13 protein-coding genes are annotated in these 17,622 nt (G+C 38.1%); 8 read left to right on the top strand and 5 right to left on the bottom strand.

Annotation, left to right across the window (positions count from 1 at the left end; genetic code table 11):
• Position 1: 1 nt before the first annotated feature.
• The 3 genes from K7X70_RS19655 to K7X70_RS19645 all read right to left on the bottom strand — a co-directional run bounded on the left by K7X70_RS19655 (position 2) and on the right by K7X70_RS19645 (position 5,034).
• Positions 2–2,203 carry a peptidase domain-containing ABC transporter gene (locus K7X70_RS19655; RefSeq protein ID WP_222538672.1) on the bottom strand — a complete coding sequence of 734 codons (2,202 nt, stop codon included), beginning with the start codon at positions 2,201–2,203 and terminating at the stop codon, positions 2–4.
• A 120-nt stretch (positions 2,204–2,323) separates the two neighbouring features.
• Entirely contained in the window at positions 2,324–3,334 is a 1,011-nt protein-coding gene (locus K7X70_RS19650; protein WP_222538671.1) for a lanthionine synthetase LanC family protein, read from the bottom strand.
• The gene (locus K7X70_RS19645) at positions 3,319–5,034 is read right to left on the bottom strand and encodes a glycosyltransferase family protein (RefSeq protein ID WP_222538670.1); all 1,716 of its coding nucleotides are present in this window, start codon (positions 5,032–5,034) and stop codon (positions 3,319–3,321) included. The genes K7X70_RS19650 and K7X70_RS19645 overlap by 16 nt, the downstream gene beginning before the upstream one ends.
• Before the next feature lie 335 nt (positions 5,035–5,369).
• On the opposite strand from K7X70_RS19645, the gene K7X70_RS19640 reads away from it, so the two are divergent.
• The 7 genes from K7X70_RS19640 (at position 5,370) to K7X70_RS19610 (ending at position 13,379) form a co-directional block, all read left to right on the top strand.
• Positions 5,370–5,555, top strand: a complete 186-nt coding sequence (locus tag K7X70_RS19640) for a class I lanthipeptide (protein ID WP_222538669.1) — start codon at positions 5,370–5,372, stop codon at positions 5,553–5,555.
• 118 nt (positions 5,556–5,673) lie between these two features.
• A complete protein-coding gene (locus K7X70_RS19635) occupies positions 5,674–6,927 on the top strand; it encodes a lanthionine synthetase LanC family protein (RefSeq protein WP_222538668.1) in 1,254 nt (417 codons plus the stop codon).
• Positions 6,900–7,838: an LLM class flavin-dependent oxidoreductase gene (locus K7X70_RS19630; RefSeq protein ID WP_222538667.1), complete on the top strand. Its 939-nt coding sequence runs from the start codon at positions 6,900–6,902 to the stop codon at positions 7,836–7,838. The genes K7X70_RS19635 and K7X70_RS19630 overlap by 28 nt, the downstream gene beginning before the upstream one ends.
• Positions 7,819–10,965, top strand: a complete 3,147-nt coding sequence (locus K7X70_RS19625; RefSeq protein ID WP_222538666.1) for a lantibiotic dehydratase — start codon at positions 7,819–7,821, stop codon at positions 10,963–10,965. The genes K7X70_RS19630 and K7X70_RS19625 overlap by 20 nt, the downstream gene beginning before the upstream one ends.
• Positions 10,966–10,987: 22 nt before the next feature.
• The gene (locus K7X70_RS19620) at positions 10,988–12,055 is read left to right on the top strand and encodes a hypothetical protein (protein ID WP_222538665.1); all 1,068 of its coding nucleotides are present in this window, start codon (positions 10,988–10,990) and stop codon (positions 12,053–12,055) included.
• Between the two features lies 1 nt (position 12,056).
• Complete coding sequence (locus tag K7X70_RS19615) at positions 12,057–12,782, top strand: glycosyltransferase family 92 protein (protein ID WP_222538664.1); 726 nt, start codon at positions 12,057–12,059, stop codon at positions 12,780–12,782.
• 135 nt (positions 12,783–12,917) lie between these two features.
• Positions 12,918–13,379 (top strand): DinB family protein, encoded by a 462-nt coding sequence (locus tag K7X70_RS19610; RefSeq protein WP_222538663.1) that lies wholly within the window; start codon positions 12,918–12,920, stop codon positions 13,377–13,379.
• Positions 13,380–13,402: 23 nt separating this feature from the next.
• Here the strand turns inward: K7X70_RS19610 and K7X70_RS19605 are convergent, their stop codons facing one another.
• Positions 13,403–13,660 carry an NAD(P)H-dependent oxidoreductase gene (locus K7X70_RS19605; RefSeq protein ID WP_222538662.1) on the bottom strand — a complete coding sequence of 86 codons (258 nt, stop codon included), beginning with the start codon at positions 13,658–13,660 and terminating at the stop codon, positions 13,403–13,405.
• Positions 13,661–13,941: 281 nt separating this feature from the next.
• On the opposite strand from K7X70_RS19605, the gene K7X70_RS19600 reads away from it, so the two are divergent.
• The gene (locus K7X70_RS19600) at positions 13,942–14,823 is read left to right on the top strand and encodes a DUF808 domain-containing protein (protein WP_222538661.1); all 882 of its coding nucleotides are present in this window, start codon (positions 13,942–13,944) and stop codon (positions 14,821–14,823) included.
• Between the two features lie 74 nt (positions 14,824–14,897).
• Here the strand turns inward: K7X70_RS19600 and K7X70_RS19595 are convergent, their stop codons facing one another.
• Positions 14,898–17,342, bottom strand: coding sequence for a TonB-dependent receptor (locus K7X70_RS19595; RefSeq protein WP_222538660.1), 2,445 nt, complete (start codon positions 17,340–17,342; stop codon positions 14,898–14,900).
• Between the last annotated feature and the right edge of the window lie 280 nt (positions 17,343–17,622).

The raw sequence follows: 17,622 nt of genomic DNA, 5'->3' as shown, positions 1-17,622 counted from the left end.
GTTATACCCCTAATTCCAATTGATTTTTGACTAGTTGGTAGTATTCCCCATTAGAATTTACTAATTCCTGATGTGTACCCTGCTCTATGATGATTCCCTTGTCCAGTACAATGATGTTGTCAGCATTTTTTACAGTGCTCAGTCGGTGGGCTACCACGACTACCGTTTTTCCTTTAAAAAAGGCATCAAGATTTTCCATGATCACCTTTTCATTATTGGCATCCAAAGCATTAGTTGCCTCATCAAAGAAGATGTATTCCGGGTCTTTGTAGACGGCTCTGGCAATCAGTATCCGCTGTCGCTGGCCCTGACTAATGCCGTTTCCCGCTGCTCCGATTTTTGTATTTAAGCCTAATGGTAATTCTTCTATGAAATCTCTGATGTTGGCCACTTCAATGGCGTGCATCAGTTTCAGCATGTCAGGGTATTCATCTCCCACAGCAATGTTTCTGGCAATGGTGTCGGAAAAGATAAAACCATCCTGCATCACTATTCCGCATTTGCCGCGCCAAAATCGGTAGCCGATTTGTGTTAGGTGACTACTGCCGACTCTAATTTCTCCTTTTTGAGGTTCATAGAATCGGAGTAATAGCTTTAAAATCGTGGTCTTTCCACTGCCGCTCATGCCTACTATCGCAGTGGTTTTACCTTCAGGAATGACCATGTTGATGTGTTCCAGAACCGGTTCATTTCCTGCACCTGGATAGGTGAAACTCATATTATGCAGACAAATGGTTTTACTTAGAGGGAGCTCGGTGATGAAAGTTTTTTCCAATGGTTCTTCATCCTGCATTTCATGGATCTCATTGAGTCGCTCTAAACTGATTTTTGCATCCTGGAATTGTTGCAGGAAACTAAGAAGCTGCTCTATAGGACTATTCAGCTGGCCCACAATATACTGGATGGCCATCATTGCACCAAGAGTGAGCTGTCCGTCTATGACCAATTTTGCCACCATAAAAGTGATCAGGATATTTTTACCTTCGTTGATGAAGAAAGTGCCAAACTGCTGGTATTGCCCAAGTGCTAGGCTTTTCATACTGAGCTTGAAAAGACCTGCCTGGATTCTTTCCCATTCCCATCGTTTCTGTTGCTCACAATTGTTGAGTTTGATCTCCTGCATCCCGCCAATCAACTGTACAATATTACTTTGGTTTTCTGAGGAGATATCGAAACGTTTGAAATCCAGTTCACGACGCTTCTTTAAAAAGAAGATCACCCAAAGGCTATATAAGACACTGCTGACCAGGAATACCATGAAAATACTCATGTTGTAATAGGCCAGTACAAAGGCAAAAACGATAAGGTTAAACAAAGAGAAGACCGTGTTTAGTGAGGAGCCCGTCAGAAAAGTCTGGATTCTACCCTGGTCATTCATTCGCTGCATGATATCACCGGTCATTTTGGTCTCAAAGAAACTCATCGGTAACTTCATCATCTTGATGAGGAAGTCGGTCAGGATGGAGATGTTGATCCGTGTGGTGATGTGGAGTAAAATCCAGCCCCGAATAAAGTCTACACTCATTCTGCCTAGAAAAAGCATGGTCTGGGCAATGAGTATTATGTATACGAAGTTCAGGTTGCGGGTGTTGATTCCAATGTCAACCACCGATTGTGTTAAAAATGGAACGATCAACTGAAGTAAGCTTCCTACCGCCAGTCCAACAAAAAGTTGAAGGATCAGTTTTTTGTAGTTGAACAGGTAACGAAGCATGTAGGTCAGGTCAAGTCCTTTATTAGGATCTCCTCCCTGGTCATAAAATTCTGGCGCAGGAGATAGCAATAAAGCAATGCCTTCGGAATAGCCGTTATTTTGTGTGCTGGTCCAATTTTTTAAAAATTCAGTCTCCGTATATTCAATCAGTCCTTTTTCAGGGTCTGAAATGTGATAGATTTTTTTGGAAGAGGATTTTGCGCTGATTTTATATAGGACTACAAAATGCCTTTGCTGCCAGTGAAGGATACAGGGGAGTTCTACTTGCTGTAACATGTTTACGCTAAGCCTTGCCCCGTTGGTGCGGAATCCAATCTTTTCGGCAGCTTCACTGATCCCCAAAAGGGAAACGCCCTCCCGGTTTAATCCAGAAATCTCTCTCAAACGCTGTAAGGAATAGTTACGGCCGTAATATTTAGCGATCATTCGGATGCAGGTTGGTCCGCAGTCCATTTGATCGTGTTGTTTATAATGAGGGAATTTTTTCAAAGTTATGATATAGTGTCTTTAGTGTTTATCTAACATACTATTTAAAATTCAAGATATTTTTTATAATTAAAGGTATATGATTAGAAAGTTCGATTAAAAAAACGCTAATAACCAAATATTTTATTTTAGCATAAAGGCCTCGTAACCATAACTTGTATTCTTTATTGAATTGATGTTTTGCAGGATTTCCAAAAATCTACTGCCAGCTATTGTTGCCTGCTGTGCAGTGCTGCCATTGGCATTTCTGAAACTTTTCTCGGAAATGAGATTGATAATGGTATCTGAAGTAAAACCGGCATGTGCTAAATATTCTTTAACGGAAATGGATTGGCTGCTGAAAGTTGTTTTTTCAAGAATTTCAGCGGATAACTGATAAGCAAGGATCAGGGATAAAAAGCCAGGTCCTTTAGGTAAGGAAGGATCCTCCTGGGCATGCAGGAGCATGTATTTTTCAAGAAATAATAGGATAGCCTTTATTGTTTCCATCGTAGTTTCGGTATTGATTTTTTTGTCTTTAAGGCGTAGCATCAGTATCAAACCTTGTGCAATTTCCCTCAGTTCAGCATCCATCATCTGAGCGGGATTTTTTTGTGTGATCCCTGTATTTTTATCTGTTAATTTTTCTGAGATCTCATCGGATAAGAGAATCAGGCATTCCAGATTACAGACAAATCTATACCTGTTATTTTGGGGGTTATTTGCTTGCATTCTGTATAGAAAATAGAGTGCTTTTCCGATACTGCCATCTGCGAGAGATGGGGAGGTATCTTTTGAATAGACTACTGATCCATAAAGGACATCGTCCAGATCTTCTAATACCAGGTCTGTGTTGGTTTTTATGAATTTGTTCTGAACCAGCCACTCTACTCCCCAGCCAATTCCTGCCAGGCCTTCTGCAAAACCAAAGTCGTCTATATTGGGTATGGATTGCTGAATTTTTGCAAGCAGTTTCTTTGCTTGTTTAGTGTATTTCTGCTCAGCAGTGACTTCTGATAAAATGAAGTAGCATATACAGGCTCCCATTAGTCCTTCATATAATCCGGACCCTTTTGCATTGCTTAAATATTCTTTTAAATCGGATAGAATTTCGACTAAATCTTTTTGTTTCAGCTTGTTTAATTCTTTGTCCATTCCCAATTTTCTATATGATTCAATAATTCATTTTTGTTTAGTCCTGAAACATGAAGATATTCCATCATCAGGTTCTCATAATCCGTCATATTGTTGTACTTACTGTCGGTTTTTCTTTCGTGATGAAGGTGAAAGAGGTTTCCTTTAAGACGTATGGTTTTATGCCCCAGAATTTGCATTCTTTTGACTCTTTCAATGTCGTCTGGTCCCCATGAAGTTAAATTTTCATTTTCCATGCCCGCTGCGATATAAGCAGCTTTATCCAGTAATATACAGCCTCCGAATGAACGTTTACTAGATGCTCCGCCTTTATATTTATTGACTTCCAGAAAGGCATCGTCCTGGAATTTCAGGAACATTTCTTTCAGCAAAAGGTCCATGTTTAAAAAGCTTCCATCATAGGGTGAAACAATTTTATGATGGCCTTCCCTGAGAATTTTTACGGCTTTGTTCATTTGCTTTACTGGAATGATCACATCAGCATCGTAAAGGGCTATAAATTTGGAGTTTGACATTTTTATCATTTCATTATTCACCTGAGTTCTGAATAATCTAGGATTGTCAGTTTTTTTAAAAATATAAACAACGGCCTCAGGCAGGTCTTTAGGATCAATTTTTTGCGTCTGGTCTACTTCCATGACGATGATATTGGTCTTGAAGTTTTTACTAAGAAATGAAGTGGAGGCATAGATGTTTTTCAGTCGGTCAGGGGAGTCAATTTTTATAGGAATTAAAAAGGAAACATCTTTAAGGTTTATCTTTTTAACTAAATTCTCCCTGGCGAAGCTCCTGATCATTTGTACTAGTGGGTAACTGCAGTTGTCTTTGGCTATCGTATCAAATTTCTCATGAAAAGGGGCGTATAAAAGATAATCTCCTTTTCTAAAAGTAGCTCCATTTTGCAGCTTCGAACTTCCTGTGTAATGCAGGATGTTTGTGTTGTGCCATTCTGCTATCGGGCTGTTTGCCCAGCAAAATCTCATTTCGTGATGAATCTCAAATTTCTTGTTGTAAAGCAGCGCATTCCACCAAATCGCCCACATATCTGTACACCATTTTTGAATGAATGGTTTTTCCTCGAAACCCTCTCTATTTAGCTTTTTTTCAGCATCGGACAACAAGTCGTATATTTTTTCGCAGTCAAGTTCCAGTTTGCTCCAGAAGTGGGCTGTAGGATTTTTGATGACATATTGTGCGCCTCCAGCATGGCTGTCATTCTCCTTCACTGTTTGGGGAGCGATGCCCACGATATTGCACATTTCCAGAAATAGCTTTTCACCAGCTGTTTCTAAAATGTAATTGCTGTCCAGGTAGGCTCTGGTATCAGAAACATACCAAGTGTCCCCTTTGATCAAGGAATTGAAATCGGGTAGGCGTGAAAATATGATGTCAGAATCGTGATAGAAGAATACCTCATTTGATAACCATGGAAATAGCTCAAAATGTTTGGTCAGTATATGCGGCCTTAGAGAAGATAAGTAGTTTTTATTCTCTCTAGTATCTGGGTAGGCATAAATTTTAAGCTTTTTGTATTTCTTTTTAAAGGCTTGAAAATCCAGACTTAGTTGTTTTTCTTCATGGTATCCAATTAAGATATGGACATTGTTCAGATCGATGTTCAGGTTTTTAAAATTGAAAATCTGTAATTCCAATTGCCATAGAAAATAATATTCATCAGGTTGAGCGCTTATAAAAATCATTCTGCGTAAGAATTAAAAATAGCTATGTTTTATTTGAAATTTCAAAATAAGGCAGATCACCTTAAGTTAAATATCTTCTGTATGTGGTTAAATACTTGTTTGTTTTTATAATTAACTAACATTTGGTGTCCTTTTAGCAATCAATGTGACGAAAGTTACAAATTGTAATTGTAAATAAGTTTGTTTAGAGAAATAAATTTGTTGATTATCAAATTTTATCGTCAACAAGGTTATTATTGGATGTTTTTTTAAATTATTTGAAATTTTTTATTCAAATAATTCTTTAATAAATAAAAATTGCTAATTTGGAGTAATTAAATATAAACCCTATAAGTATGAAAAAGTTCAAAAAACTAACCTTCAAAAAGGAAGAGATTGCGAATCTTGACAGAAAGTCATTGTCAAAAGTTTTAGGTGGTATCGCTGCTCCAGCAACAACAACTAAACCTTACGAAAACTCATCAGGCATTACTTTATGTTCCGCTAACCCATTTGGTTGCGGTGGTTATTCAGGTTGCTAATTTAACCGGACCGTCTTCAATTTGAAGACGGTCTTCTAATTTTATCTGGTCTGTTCTAGTGCCAACAGCAGTACTGAGATTCAGTTAATGCCGCTCTAATGAATTCTTAATAACATTTATGGATAAAATAATTGATTCTATATACGCTGGGATTGTAAAAGGATACAAAAAGTCATTTGACATATCAATTTTAACAGGTTCCTCGGGTAAAATTCTTTTTTTAGCTTATTTGTATAATTCGACAAGAAACGAGGAGGTAAAACAAGATCTGGAATGTCTTATAGAGCATACTATAGAATTAATTATTAACCAAAACCCAGATCAGCTCGACTTCAGTTATGGTAGGGGGGTGACTGGTTTCTATTGGGTGATCAATCATTTATATCGAAATAAAATTCTTTTTAAAGATTCGGTCATGTTAAAAGATATTTTAACAAAAGAAATTGACAATAGAATTGTTGAATCACTGCGTAAAGATTTTTCAGTGTCAAAATATGATCCATTGTACGGCTATATAGGTAAAGGGCTGTATTTTATAGCTAAACCTGAAAGTAAATTTACAACTGGAATCATAGGAGAGATTTTAGCTACTTTAACCAGGGATAGGGTCAGAATCGATAACGAAAGTATCACATGGGTTGATGTTCGTTTGAAATATGAGCAGCATGAGCCAAATAACGAACGGCTTGTTTTGAGTGATTGCGGACAGGCTCATGGCGTTACCGGGATCATTTCTTTCTTATGTACAGTCCTGGAGAAGTTTGAATCGAAAGAGATCAAGGCACAGGCGGAATCCTTACTAAGACCAGCAGTCAATTGGTTGCTTTCTCAAGAAATTCCCAAGGAATGGAGAGGTGTATTTATGTTTCCTCCGGCAGTAAATTTATTACAGGATGATCGTGCCCGGTTAAAAAAAATGGGTCGATTGGGCTGGTGCTATGGTGACAATGTGATTGCCTATACTTTGTATAAGGCTTCTTCTATTCTAAATGAAGAAAGATATCGTAAAAAGGCGGATGAAATTACTTTGAATTGCTGCCAGGTTTCAATTGAACAATCAGGTGTCTTGGATCTTAATCATAAGAAGATCTTCGATCCTTCACTTTGCCATGGTTCCGCTGGAATCGCGCATTTATATCAGCAGATTTATCATTACAATAAGTCTCCTCTAGTTTTGGAAGCAATTAGTTCCTGGAAGGAATTAACTAAAACTTATACCAGAACCTATCTTGAATCTGGGCAGCTCCGAAGCCTTACTGAAGTGCAGGAGGAGGCTTTCGATTTTCTATATGGTTATTCAGGTATTGGCCTGCATTTAATTTCTGATTTCTATTCAAATCATGGATGGGAAAGTTGCATGATGATAGATTAGAAAATTTTATGGTTTTAAAAGAAGAAATAGAATTATCTGTTCTTGATTTTGGAGAAACGATCAATCCGAACGAGTCTGTTCATGAGGTCCTTAATTATGCGGTAATAGCGGAAGAATTGGGGTTTAAAAGATTTTGGCTGGGTGAACATTATCTTAATCATACGCTATTTAGCAATCCTGAGCCTTTAATTCCTACAATTGCCCTGAAAACAAAGCGGATTGCTGTAGGAGTGGCGGGGATATTAATCAGGCAGCATTCTACGCATCGCGTATCTTATTCTTTCAATTTACTAGCGCGTATGTTTCCTGATCGAATTGATTTGGGCTTGGTTGCGCCAAGCATAAAAGCTGATGTTTTGCAGCAGCTTTCCTCAAATGATAGAAGAGGGGCACAAGAGATATTTCAAGAATTTATAGACCTTTTTAATGGAACAGCTAAGGCCCCGGGAATTCATATCAATTCTTCTCCAAATTTATGGCACCTAACTTCATCAATTAAAACTTACGTTTCCTGTCAGCATCACCAAGCGGTAAATGTTTCAAAAACGCTGTTTCATCATAATGCCAATTTTGACCCCGAAATCGATGTAATGAACAGATTGAAAGATAGGAATGAGAACGGCCATATCCCTAAAATTAACATTGCAATTGGATGTTTTGTCAGTTACGATCACAAGAAAGTAAGCGAATGTAGAAAGTTCTATAAATCCATATTGTCCAAAGAAGTTTATGATATGAGTGTGATAGAAACACCCAATTCTTTTCTGGAAAAAATAAAGAGCATAAGCCATAAATACCAAACCAATGATATTGTTATTTTAAATCTTGGTCGATCTTATCAGGATAAGGCTGAATGTTTAACGGCCGTATCGGACATATTAAATTTAAAAGATGCATACAAATTTAGATAAAGCTGTAATCAGAGTCCCATTACTTGGAATAAATAACCTGCAAGATCTGAGATTAACAGATCTTTCGGGTATTCACATCATTGAACGCCTGAAACTGCTGTGTAATCCTGTAATCATAGAAGCTTTATATATTTCGTCTCCAGCGTTCACAAAAACATTGAAATATATTATTGATAAAAATGAAAAAGGCCTGGAATATTCAAAGTTACTGGAGGTTTGGTTAACATTTGTGAAGTACTATACCAGAATGTGTTCAAGAGGGACACCTTATGGCTTGATGGCAAGTGTAGGTACTATTTCTTTAAATAAGGAAACTGAAAGTGCAGGTGGTTTTGAAGGAGGGATTCACGTTCAATTGGACAATGGTATTGTAGCAGATCTTTCTTATAACCTGCAGCAATCTGATGATTTGCTGAGCAATCTGATTTATTATCCGAATCCAAGTATCTACTTGCATGCTAATAAATTAAAATATATAGAGGTTGTAAAAAGGGAAGGGGATAAGAAGTTTGCTGTATCTAAAGTGGAGCATAATCCGGTAATAGAAAAAGTGCTGAATTATTCTGTTGAAGGAAAGTGTAAGCATGACATCGTCGATTATATAAAAAATGAGTTTGCGGATATTTATGATCCAGAGGATATTGAGACATTAATTTCCAGCTTAATTTCGAACCAGATTCTTTTAAATAACTATAGTTCATCTTCCACAAAAAAAACACTTTTTTCCTATATAGCGGATCATCTTGGTAGATCAGGAGCTACTGAGGATAAACCAGGTATGGTCTCTTTTATAGATCAGGAAATTAATAAAATTCGTAAACAGGATTGGAACAATAACGAACGTACATTACGTGCCATTGAAGATCATCTGGAACGTTTGGGTTGCCAAGTTAACGGTGCTTCAGTTTTTCATGTTAATTTCATACGCTCTTTCTCCGATAGCTCCATTGGTGCGAATGTCATTGATAAAATTCGATCGGCTGTTGAGCTGACTGCCTCCATTAATGAAAATTATAGGTCCAGGAATTTTGAAACTTTCAAATCTGTTTTTGCTCAACGGTACGAGAACAGATTTGTTCCCCTTACCGAAGTCCTGGATGAAGAGATTGGCCTCGGTTTTCCTGTAGGCAATATCTTAGATCCTCAAGTGGATGGAAGCTACGACGGAATTTATATACCAAATCCAGGCTCCAGTCCATTCGAAGACCATCAATTTAATGACTTTTCTATCTTTTTGTTCAATAAAATAGCAGCATTAAGTGCTGTTAATGGAAAAGTACTGGAATTAACTATTAAGGAAATGAAGGAGTTTGCAGTGCATGATATCAAGCTCCCACCTACTTATTCGGTTTTCTGCAGTTTGTTAGGGAAAAGTACGGAGGCCATTAATCAGGGTAATTTTGAAGTCGTGCTTTCTAATACGGCGTACAATACTGCAAGTGGTCCCATCAATCGTTTTTCTGTCTCTGATGTAGAGATTGAAACGCTTTGCAGAGAGATTTTTGAGCATGAAAAGGAGCTGATGAAGGATAAGATTGTTGCTGAAGTATTGCATACTCCCAATTCTAGAATCGAAAATATTAACTTCAGAACGGTGACAAGGGATTTTGAGATACCAATTGAATCGTTGTCCAGCCACGGGCCGGATCAGCAGATTAAGATGGATGAAATTTTAGTAAATGTTGTAAATAACAATGTCAAGCTGATCTGCAGAAAAAGTAAAAAAGAGATTATTCCTAAAATTTCCAATAACCATCATTTTAATAACTCCCATGCACATCCTGCTTATCGCTTTTTTGGGGAAGTACAGCTTCAAGAACAGCAAAATAATTTGCTTTGGCATTGGGGACCTCTTGTAAAATTGAATTTTTTGCCAAGGGTAGTGTTGGATCAGCAAATCATTTGTAGTCTGGCTACCTGGAGAGTTCAGTTGGATAAGTCGTTCTTTGATCAAACCGACCAGCCGACAGATAAGCTCAGGGACAAGCTTTTTGCATTAGGACTCCCAAAATGGATTTCAGTTCGGCAAAATAGTGACAATCTATTGGTGCTTGATATAGAGGATCCTGCCTGTTTATTGATATTGATGAAGCAATTTAAGAAATATCCCTATTTAATACTTCATGAGTACCTATCTACACCGGAAAATTCCTTTTTAAAAGATTCAGAAGGTAATTCTTTTATTAATGAACTGGTGATTCCATATTTAGCAAAAAAGAAAGAACCAGAACGCTCAGGCACAGGGAGTATTGGTTATAAAGCGCCAAAGATTAAGGATAAAAGATCATTTTTTCCTGGCGGCGAGTTTTTATACCTGAAGATTTATTGTAGTAGAAAAATTGGGCAGCAGCTGTTGCTGGGATCGATTTATCCCATGTTATTCGGATCAAAAAGTGATGGTGATCCTACATTTTTTGTACGCTATGAAGATCCTGAATTTCATATTAGACTAAGGGTACGTAAGGAAGGGAATGAGTTGCTGATGCCGAAGATTCACCAGCGTCTGGATAGCTACCTTAAAAATAAATTTATATATAAAATACAGTACGATACTTACCATCGGGAACTGGATCGCTACGCCCAGATTCCCTACGATAAAACGGAAATGATATTCGCTTTCGATAGTAAGGCTATTTTAGAATTGTTGAAGCATTTGAATAAAAAGGGTTTAGACTCCATCACCTGGATCGTCGCCATAAAAAACATACATGCCTATTTAATGGGTTTTGGAATGGAGCTGGAGGAAATGCTGACTTTTTGCAAGGCCATCAGGACGGGTTTCTTTGTGGAATTTGGATTGGAGAATAAGGATTTTCTGAAGTCGATGAATGTAAAATTGAAGAATGAGTATACCTTGATCAATAGTATAATCACTGAAAATGATCCTGCTTATCAGGCCTTGTATACTATTTTTTCCGCCAGACAGGCCAGCTTTGCTGCTTTGCTCAAGCCTACTGAAAGTAAAAAAATCAGTAGTCACTATGGCCAGCTGTCTAGTTACATCCATATGTCTACCAATAGGCTTTTTTCATCGGATCAGCGGTTAAAAGAAGCGATGTCTTACGACTTACTCTACAATTATCTCCTCGCCCAAAAAAAGGGTTATCACAAATCATTAATTAAATAGGTAATCAAGAGAAAACTATACTATGAAAAATCAATCAATTGATCATCTTTTGAAAGAAGAAGCTGCTGTATTGATGGAGAAATCATTGGATCAGACGATTTCAGCACATCAACTTCTGGAAATTAGTATTTTTCTTTATCACTACAGCAAATACACAAATAGTGATTTTTTTAAAGCGGCAGCAGATCAGGTTTTAGAGCAAGCCCTTTCTAATCCATTAGATAGAAACGATACGCAGCTGGGTGGCATCACTGCCTATGGCTTAGTTTTGGAGCATTTAAAGAACTATCATTTTATCACAGAAGATATTGACGAAATACTGGAAGACCTGGACGAGGGTATTTATGCTGATATTTTAAAATTGAAGCTGATTGACCGGTCGAATAAGGATGATGTTTTAAGTAAGTTAAATTATCACCTGAAGCGAAGCAAATTGTCTGATCGTTCTGCGGAAATAGACCAAAAATTCATCTCTCTATTTACTAACTATTACCACGATAATTATAAAGGGTTTTTATTTGGTAATAATTCGAGCAGCATATTTATTGAGCTAGCCTGTTTAAATGTATTGTCAGATTTTCAAAGGAGGACCAATAGCATTGAATTATTAGACTTAATGGATTGGATCATAAATAGCATCCTTTATTATATTTTTATGGGGCAAAACCATATCAATGTATATAACGCCAAGCTGCTTTATGCGCTGCTCAATGCCAATCAGACGGTAAATAATTCCGCTCATAAAGAACGGATTGAGCTCTGCCTGAACAATTATCTGGATTTCCTGCACAAAGAGAGTCATACGATTTCCTATCAAAAGCACCTTAATATTTGTAATGGCTTAGGGAGTTTGCTTTTTGATCATCTCCTTTTGAAGTCTATCTTTAAAGAAAGCAAAGGTTTAGATCAATTCATTGAAAAAATACGGAATAGGATTGAAGATATTGAGGTTAAAAATCAGCATAGATTTGTAGAAAGAGATTATAGTCACATTTCTTTCCTCCATTCTGAGCTCAGTTCTGGTTTGATTTATCTTGAGCTTCAAAAACCAGATTTCTTATTAAAATTAAAACCTTTATTTATGTTGTAATATGAAGATCACATTATTTACGCTGGCTAGAAATACAGGACATCGATTGGAAGAATGGATTCATTTTCATAATAAAATAGGGGTTGATGAATTTTTAATATACCTCGATTATCCTACGGATGATTCAGAAGAGCGGTTGGAGTCTTTGCAAAAAAGATACAATGTCAGCTACGAGGTGCTGCCAAAGGATGGGAATTATTATGATGGTGGCCTTTCAAAATGGGAAGAAGAACATGGTTCTTTACATCCCATTATGAGTACGCTAATACCAAGGCAATTAAAGGCTGCGAATAAAGCCTTGGATTTTTTAAAACTCAAATATAAAGGTGTTGACCACTGGACTGCATTTCATGATGTGGATGAGTTTTTAGTTCCCCAAAAGGAGATGAGTTTAAAAAATATTGTAAAGAAGTATCAGGGCTTTTATGATAGAATCGTAGCTTATGATTATAGATTCGATCAGCCTAGTGATTTGTTTGGTTCTTATTTAGAGCACAGTACTATTCGGCGTCCCGTAACGAATATCGTGAGTCATTGGCCAACAAGAAAATCCCTGGTTAAAACAAGATATTGCGGGAAAATAAAATGCCAGCACGATATGGATCAGTCTCCGTATTTAATTATTGATGACGAGTTAAAGCTGAATCATTACAGGGAAGAAGCGTCCTTCCCTAAAGAAAGCTACTTTATAGAAGATACGCGTGCTTTGGAAATATTAAAGTCTTAGGTGGTAGCTGGAGTTCCAATATACTGATCACTGCTTGTCTCAGGAACATGGGTGCTGGATCGGGAAACTTTAGTCCTGATGAATTGTATTATTACTAATGGTTTAATAATTACATCAGTTATTTAGATTTATAAAATGGATCCATTAGTTAAAGAACTCAAAAAATTATTAGCAGGTGGAGGCGCCCATGTGGGATTAAAAGATGCTGCGGCAAAGATCCCTTTTGAATTGCTTGGCGAAAGACCGCATGATCTGCCCTATAGTATCTGGCAATTGGTGGAGCACATTAGAATTGCACAATGGGACATGCTGGAATTTAGCAGAGACGCCCATCATAAATCACCAAAATGGCCAGAAGGATATTGGCCAAAAGAGGCTGCTCCCTCAGATGAAGCGCATTGGAATCAAACACTGCTCCAATATGAGGCCGATTTAGAATCATTTGTTGAATTGATTCAGACGAGTGACTTATATAAGCCCATCCCGCATGGGACAGGACAAACCCTGCTGCGGGAAGCGCTTCAAATTGCTGATCACACCGCCTACCACGTTGCTGAAATTGTCGTCATCCGACGTTTGTTAGGAATCTGGGAATAGGCACTTTGTTTTTTGGTCACCTATTAAAAAACAGTGTAGTTTTTATTACAGGGGCGGATGGTGGAATCGGAAAGGCAAAATGCGATGTGTAATACCTGATCCAGCCATTTTTTGAAAAGCGGTGGTGAATTAAACCAATAAAATGGAAATTGGAAGATAATTTTATCGTGTGTTTCTACCCAACTCTGTTCTTCTTTCACATCGATTTTTTCATCTGGATATAAATCGTACAGGTGACGTAAGGTATATTTTTCAGGGTGTTTCTTTAAGGCTGTCGGCAACTGGGGGTTAGAGTTTGCACCTCAATTGAAAACTATCTTAGAAAAAGAGGAGTTCGCAGAAAAAATCTAACCTGGAAAGATTTTTTACTAAGGGGATCTGGAGTAAAAGAATTCTTTGATCATCGCCTGTACGATCAATTCTTTTAAACAATACTGTCTTTTAAAATGTTCCCTGTAGCAATCACCGTACTATTTATAAATATATACAGCTGTTTTAGCCGAAGTTTGAGATCCTATTTATAATTTGCGAAGAAATTAACTAACTAAATTAAGATATAAATATGGCCTCAGGTATTTTTGCGATTTTGGACGATATAGCTGCTTTAATGGATGATGTTTCAGTCGCAGCTAAGATAGCGACGAAAAAAACCGCAGGAATTTTAGGGGATGACTTAGCTGTGAATGCAGAAAAAGCAACCGGTTTCCTGTCTTCACGTGAATTACCTGTGCTTTGGGCAATTACCAAAGGCTCCTTGCTGAACAAGCTGATCATTGTTCCCATCGCCTTGTTGTTAAATGCGTTTTTTCCGGTGGCGATTAAATTCATCCTTGTTTTAGGTGGTTTTTACCTCGCTTATGAAGGGGTAGAAAAGATCGTGGAATACCTTTTTCATCGTCCAAAGAAAGGTCACGAGGTCATTCAAGAGATCCAACAAGACGGTAACGAAGCTGAAAAAGCGAAGATCAAATCTGCAGTAACCACGGATTTCATTCTTTCTGTGGAAATCGTAATTATTGCTTTGGGCACCGTTTTAACAGAAGCATTACCGATACAGATTCTGACTGTTTCGGTGGTTGCTATATTGGCAACTGTGGGCGTCTATGGAATCGTTGCAGTGATCGTAAGAATGGACGATGTAGGCCATAACTTAATCAAACGTTCCAATAACAAAGGTTTATTTACGGGTTTAGGGAAAATGTTGGTAAAAGCATTACCATTGATCATCAGGTTTCTAAGTGTGGTTGGTACCATTGCGCTGATCCTGGTTTCTGGTGGGATTTTTGTCCATAATATCGAATTTTTACATCACTTACTTCCGACCTGGCCATCAATGATTAAAGAGGCCCTGATTGGATTAGTTGCCGGATTAGTTGTCGTGGCAGCGATCACTGGAACTAAAAAAGTCATCTTCTTATTTAAGCGATCATCTTCAGCTATATAGGACGACTAAAGGACGTGATATTGATCTTTTGCGGAATACAGTTTTTGTATTCCGCAGAAATTAATTCCCGTCTGTTACAACCTTTGTGATTCATTTTCTAAGCCCGACTCGCGGCTGTCTTTCGTCTTGATTTTGTGATTACCAAAGCGGTAACTGAAATTTAATCGGATCTGACGGCTTTCTCCGACGTAAGTGGTATGCAGCAATAAATTGTTCAGCTGCGTATCAGTTCTGATTTTGTTGGACCTGAATACATCAGTAGCCGCCAATCTTAGGGTGGCTTTATCCTTCATTAAATTCTTTTGAAAACCAAGATCGACCTGTGAATTTCCCCGGATGCAAGTATTCAAACCACTGATGTTTTTAGAATTAACCACACTGGCTAGTTCTCCTGTAATGCCAGCTGGCAGGTTAAAGGTTTGCTGAACATTAAGTGTGCCTGCAAAACGACTGCGGTTAAAATTTCCATATTCAGTGGTACCAACTTTATTCTCCAGGCGGTATCCTATACCAGTTAAGGTCAGGTTCCACCATTTTGCCAAGGCGAGTTGCTGTGTTATGGTCAGGTTCAGGTTGTTTTGTAAGCCAATATTTCTAGGCACCATATAAATCAGGTTGTCCTCAAAAACTTCTGTAATTGAGCTGCTGATGTCATTGGTACGGGTATAACTGGTCGAAATCGTTGTTTTTTTATGACTATACTGGAGTGCCAGTGTGTTGGCATATTGTGGCTTCAGAAATGGATTTCCTTTCCAATAGGAAAGTTCATCCACCGGGTAGGAAAAGGGATTGAGGTTATTGTAAGCAGGACGGTCAATGCGACGGGCAAAACTTAAATTAAAAGTACTGGATCCGGTGGTTTTATAGGTGAAAGCAGCTGTTGGGAAAGCGTCCAGGTAATTTCTAACTACCGATGTAGGCAATACGCTGCTGCCTGCTGAGGGTTGTAAATCGCCTTCGGAATGCGTGTTTTCCAGCCTCAAGCCCAGATCAAAACTGAATTGATCACCAATAGGCCTTTCATATTTCAAATATCCTGCGGTGATTTGCTCTTTATAATTGAAAGTATTGGATAAGTTGATGTCCAGTACCGGAAGCTCCTTGTTCATATCATACTGGTTAAAGACATTATCGGCGCTCACCTCAGAATATTTTGCACCTGCTAACACTTTTCCTTTCCCTATTGGGAAGCCATAATCCGCTTTAACAGCGTATAATTTGATGTCTCTGCTGTTGGCTACCAGAAAATTATTGTTGGATAGCAAGGTGCCATCCGGGGAATACAAGGAATTGGTGCTCAGGTTTTTTGTGGCTGCATCAAAAATCCCATAGTCTGCATCTATATCCAGGCTGGTACCCTTACTGCCTTTATAACGGTAATTTAAGTTGGCATTGTATCGGTTTGCGCGCTGAGCAGGGTAGCTACTCTCGCTTCTCAGCTGCTGTAAAAGCTGGTTGGTAGCCTGATCGTAGATATCTGTGGTCGGGAAAATTATTCCTCCGCCATTAGAAAAATTAGCATTCATGACGATGCCAAGCGTTTTTGTGGTATCTATTTCATAATCGGCACCAACTGTGGAACCGATGTTGCGGCGTTTATCAATGTCATGATTGGCATTTAAATAAATTTTCCCATTGGTGGTTCTGTCGTTGTCATAGTCCATCGCAAAATGTCCTAAATTATGATTGTATCCACCAAACAGATTCCATTTTCCCTTGCGGAAGTTGAGGTTCAGATTGGTGTTTTGCTTTAAACTCCTTCCGTAAGCAATCCCGTTATTGATGCTGCCATTGAAGCCTTCAGCCACTGACTTTTTAAGCACAAGATTCACAATACCACCAGTTCCGGCAGCATCGTATTCTGCTGAAGGGTTTTTAATGACTTCAATTGATTTTAAGTCGGAGGCCGACATCGTTTTTAGCAATTGCGCCAGCTCTTCTGACTGTAGGTAAGTTTGTCGGCCATTGATCATCACCAAGGCAGCACTAGATCCATTCAAGGTGATCGAGTTGTCTTGATTCACAATAATTCCTGGTGTCTTTTTTAAAGCCTCTAGTGCATTAGTCCCTTGTCCGGTGATGCTTTTCTCTATATTATAGATCATTTTCCGTCCATCGATTTTAATCAAGGGTTTACTGCTGGAATTTTGAATGACTACCTCTTTTAAACTACGTGGACTTGTTTCTATCTTAATCATTCCCAAGTCCAAGTTGCCTGATAATTTCAACAATTCACTCTGGTAAGCAAGTGCCGCTAAATAGCTAATTGAAAGTATATAGCTTCCCGGAACAAGTTCAAAGGAGAAGCTGCCGTCCGGATTACTCCATCCTTGTTTAACCAGCTGACCATTATTGTGGTTCTTTAATAGCAATGTTGCCCCATCAATTCCCTCATTTTTTGTATTCTTAAGGGTGCCTTTTAAGGTGATGCCTGGATTGTTTTGCGCAAATGTCTTTGAAAATAAACAGGCAATGAAAAAAACTAAAAGGTAAGAGCACTTAAATGGAGCGTTGGTCATAAGATATACGGGAATGGCTGGTTAATTTGGTTGTTTCAAAAATATATCTTTTATCTATTCTTAAGGGTTTTAAATCATCATCAGTTAAAGGACTGTTTCAAGAATACTTAAATCGTAGAAAGTAAATCCCACGAACTGAAGAACCGTTGGTCTCGATAGACAAAGGACTGGAAAGATAGACTGCAAGATTCGCTATTGCTGAAGCATCAATAAATTTTCTTTTGTGTTCTGCCCTTGATGATTACTTTGGCGCCTTCAGCAAGTAGTTGTAGTTCTTTTT

Origin of the sequence: Pedobacter polysacchareus (assembly GCF_019802255.1) — a bacterium.
Lineage (GTDB): Bacteria > Bacteroidota > Bacteroidia > Sphingobacteriales > Sphingobacteriaceae > Pedobacter > Pedobacter polysacchareus.
This window is presented reverse-complemented; position numbering and strand designations above follow the sequence as displayed.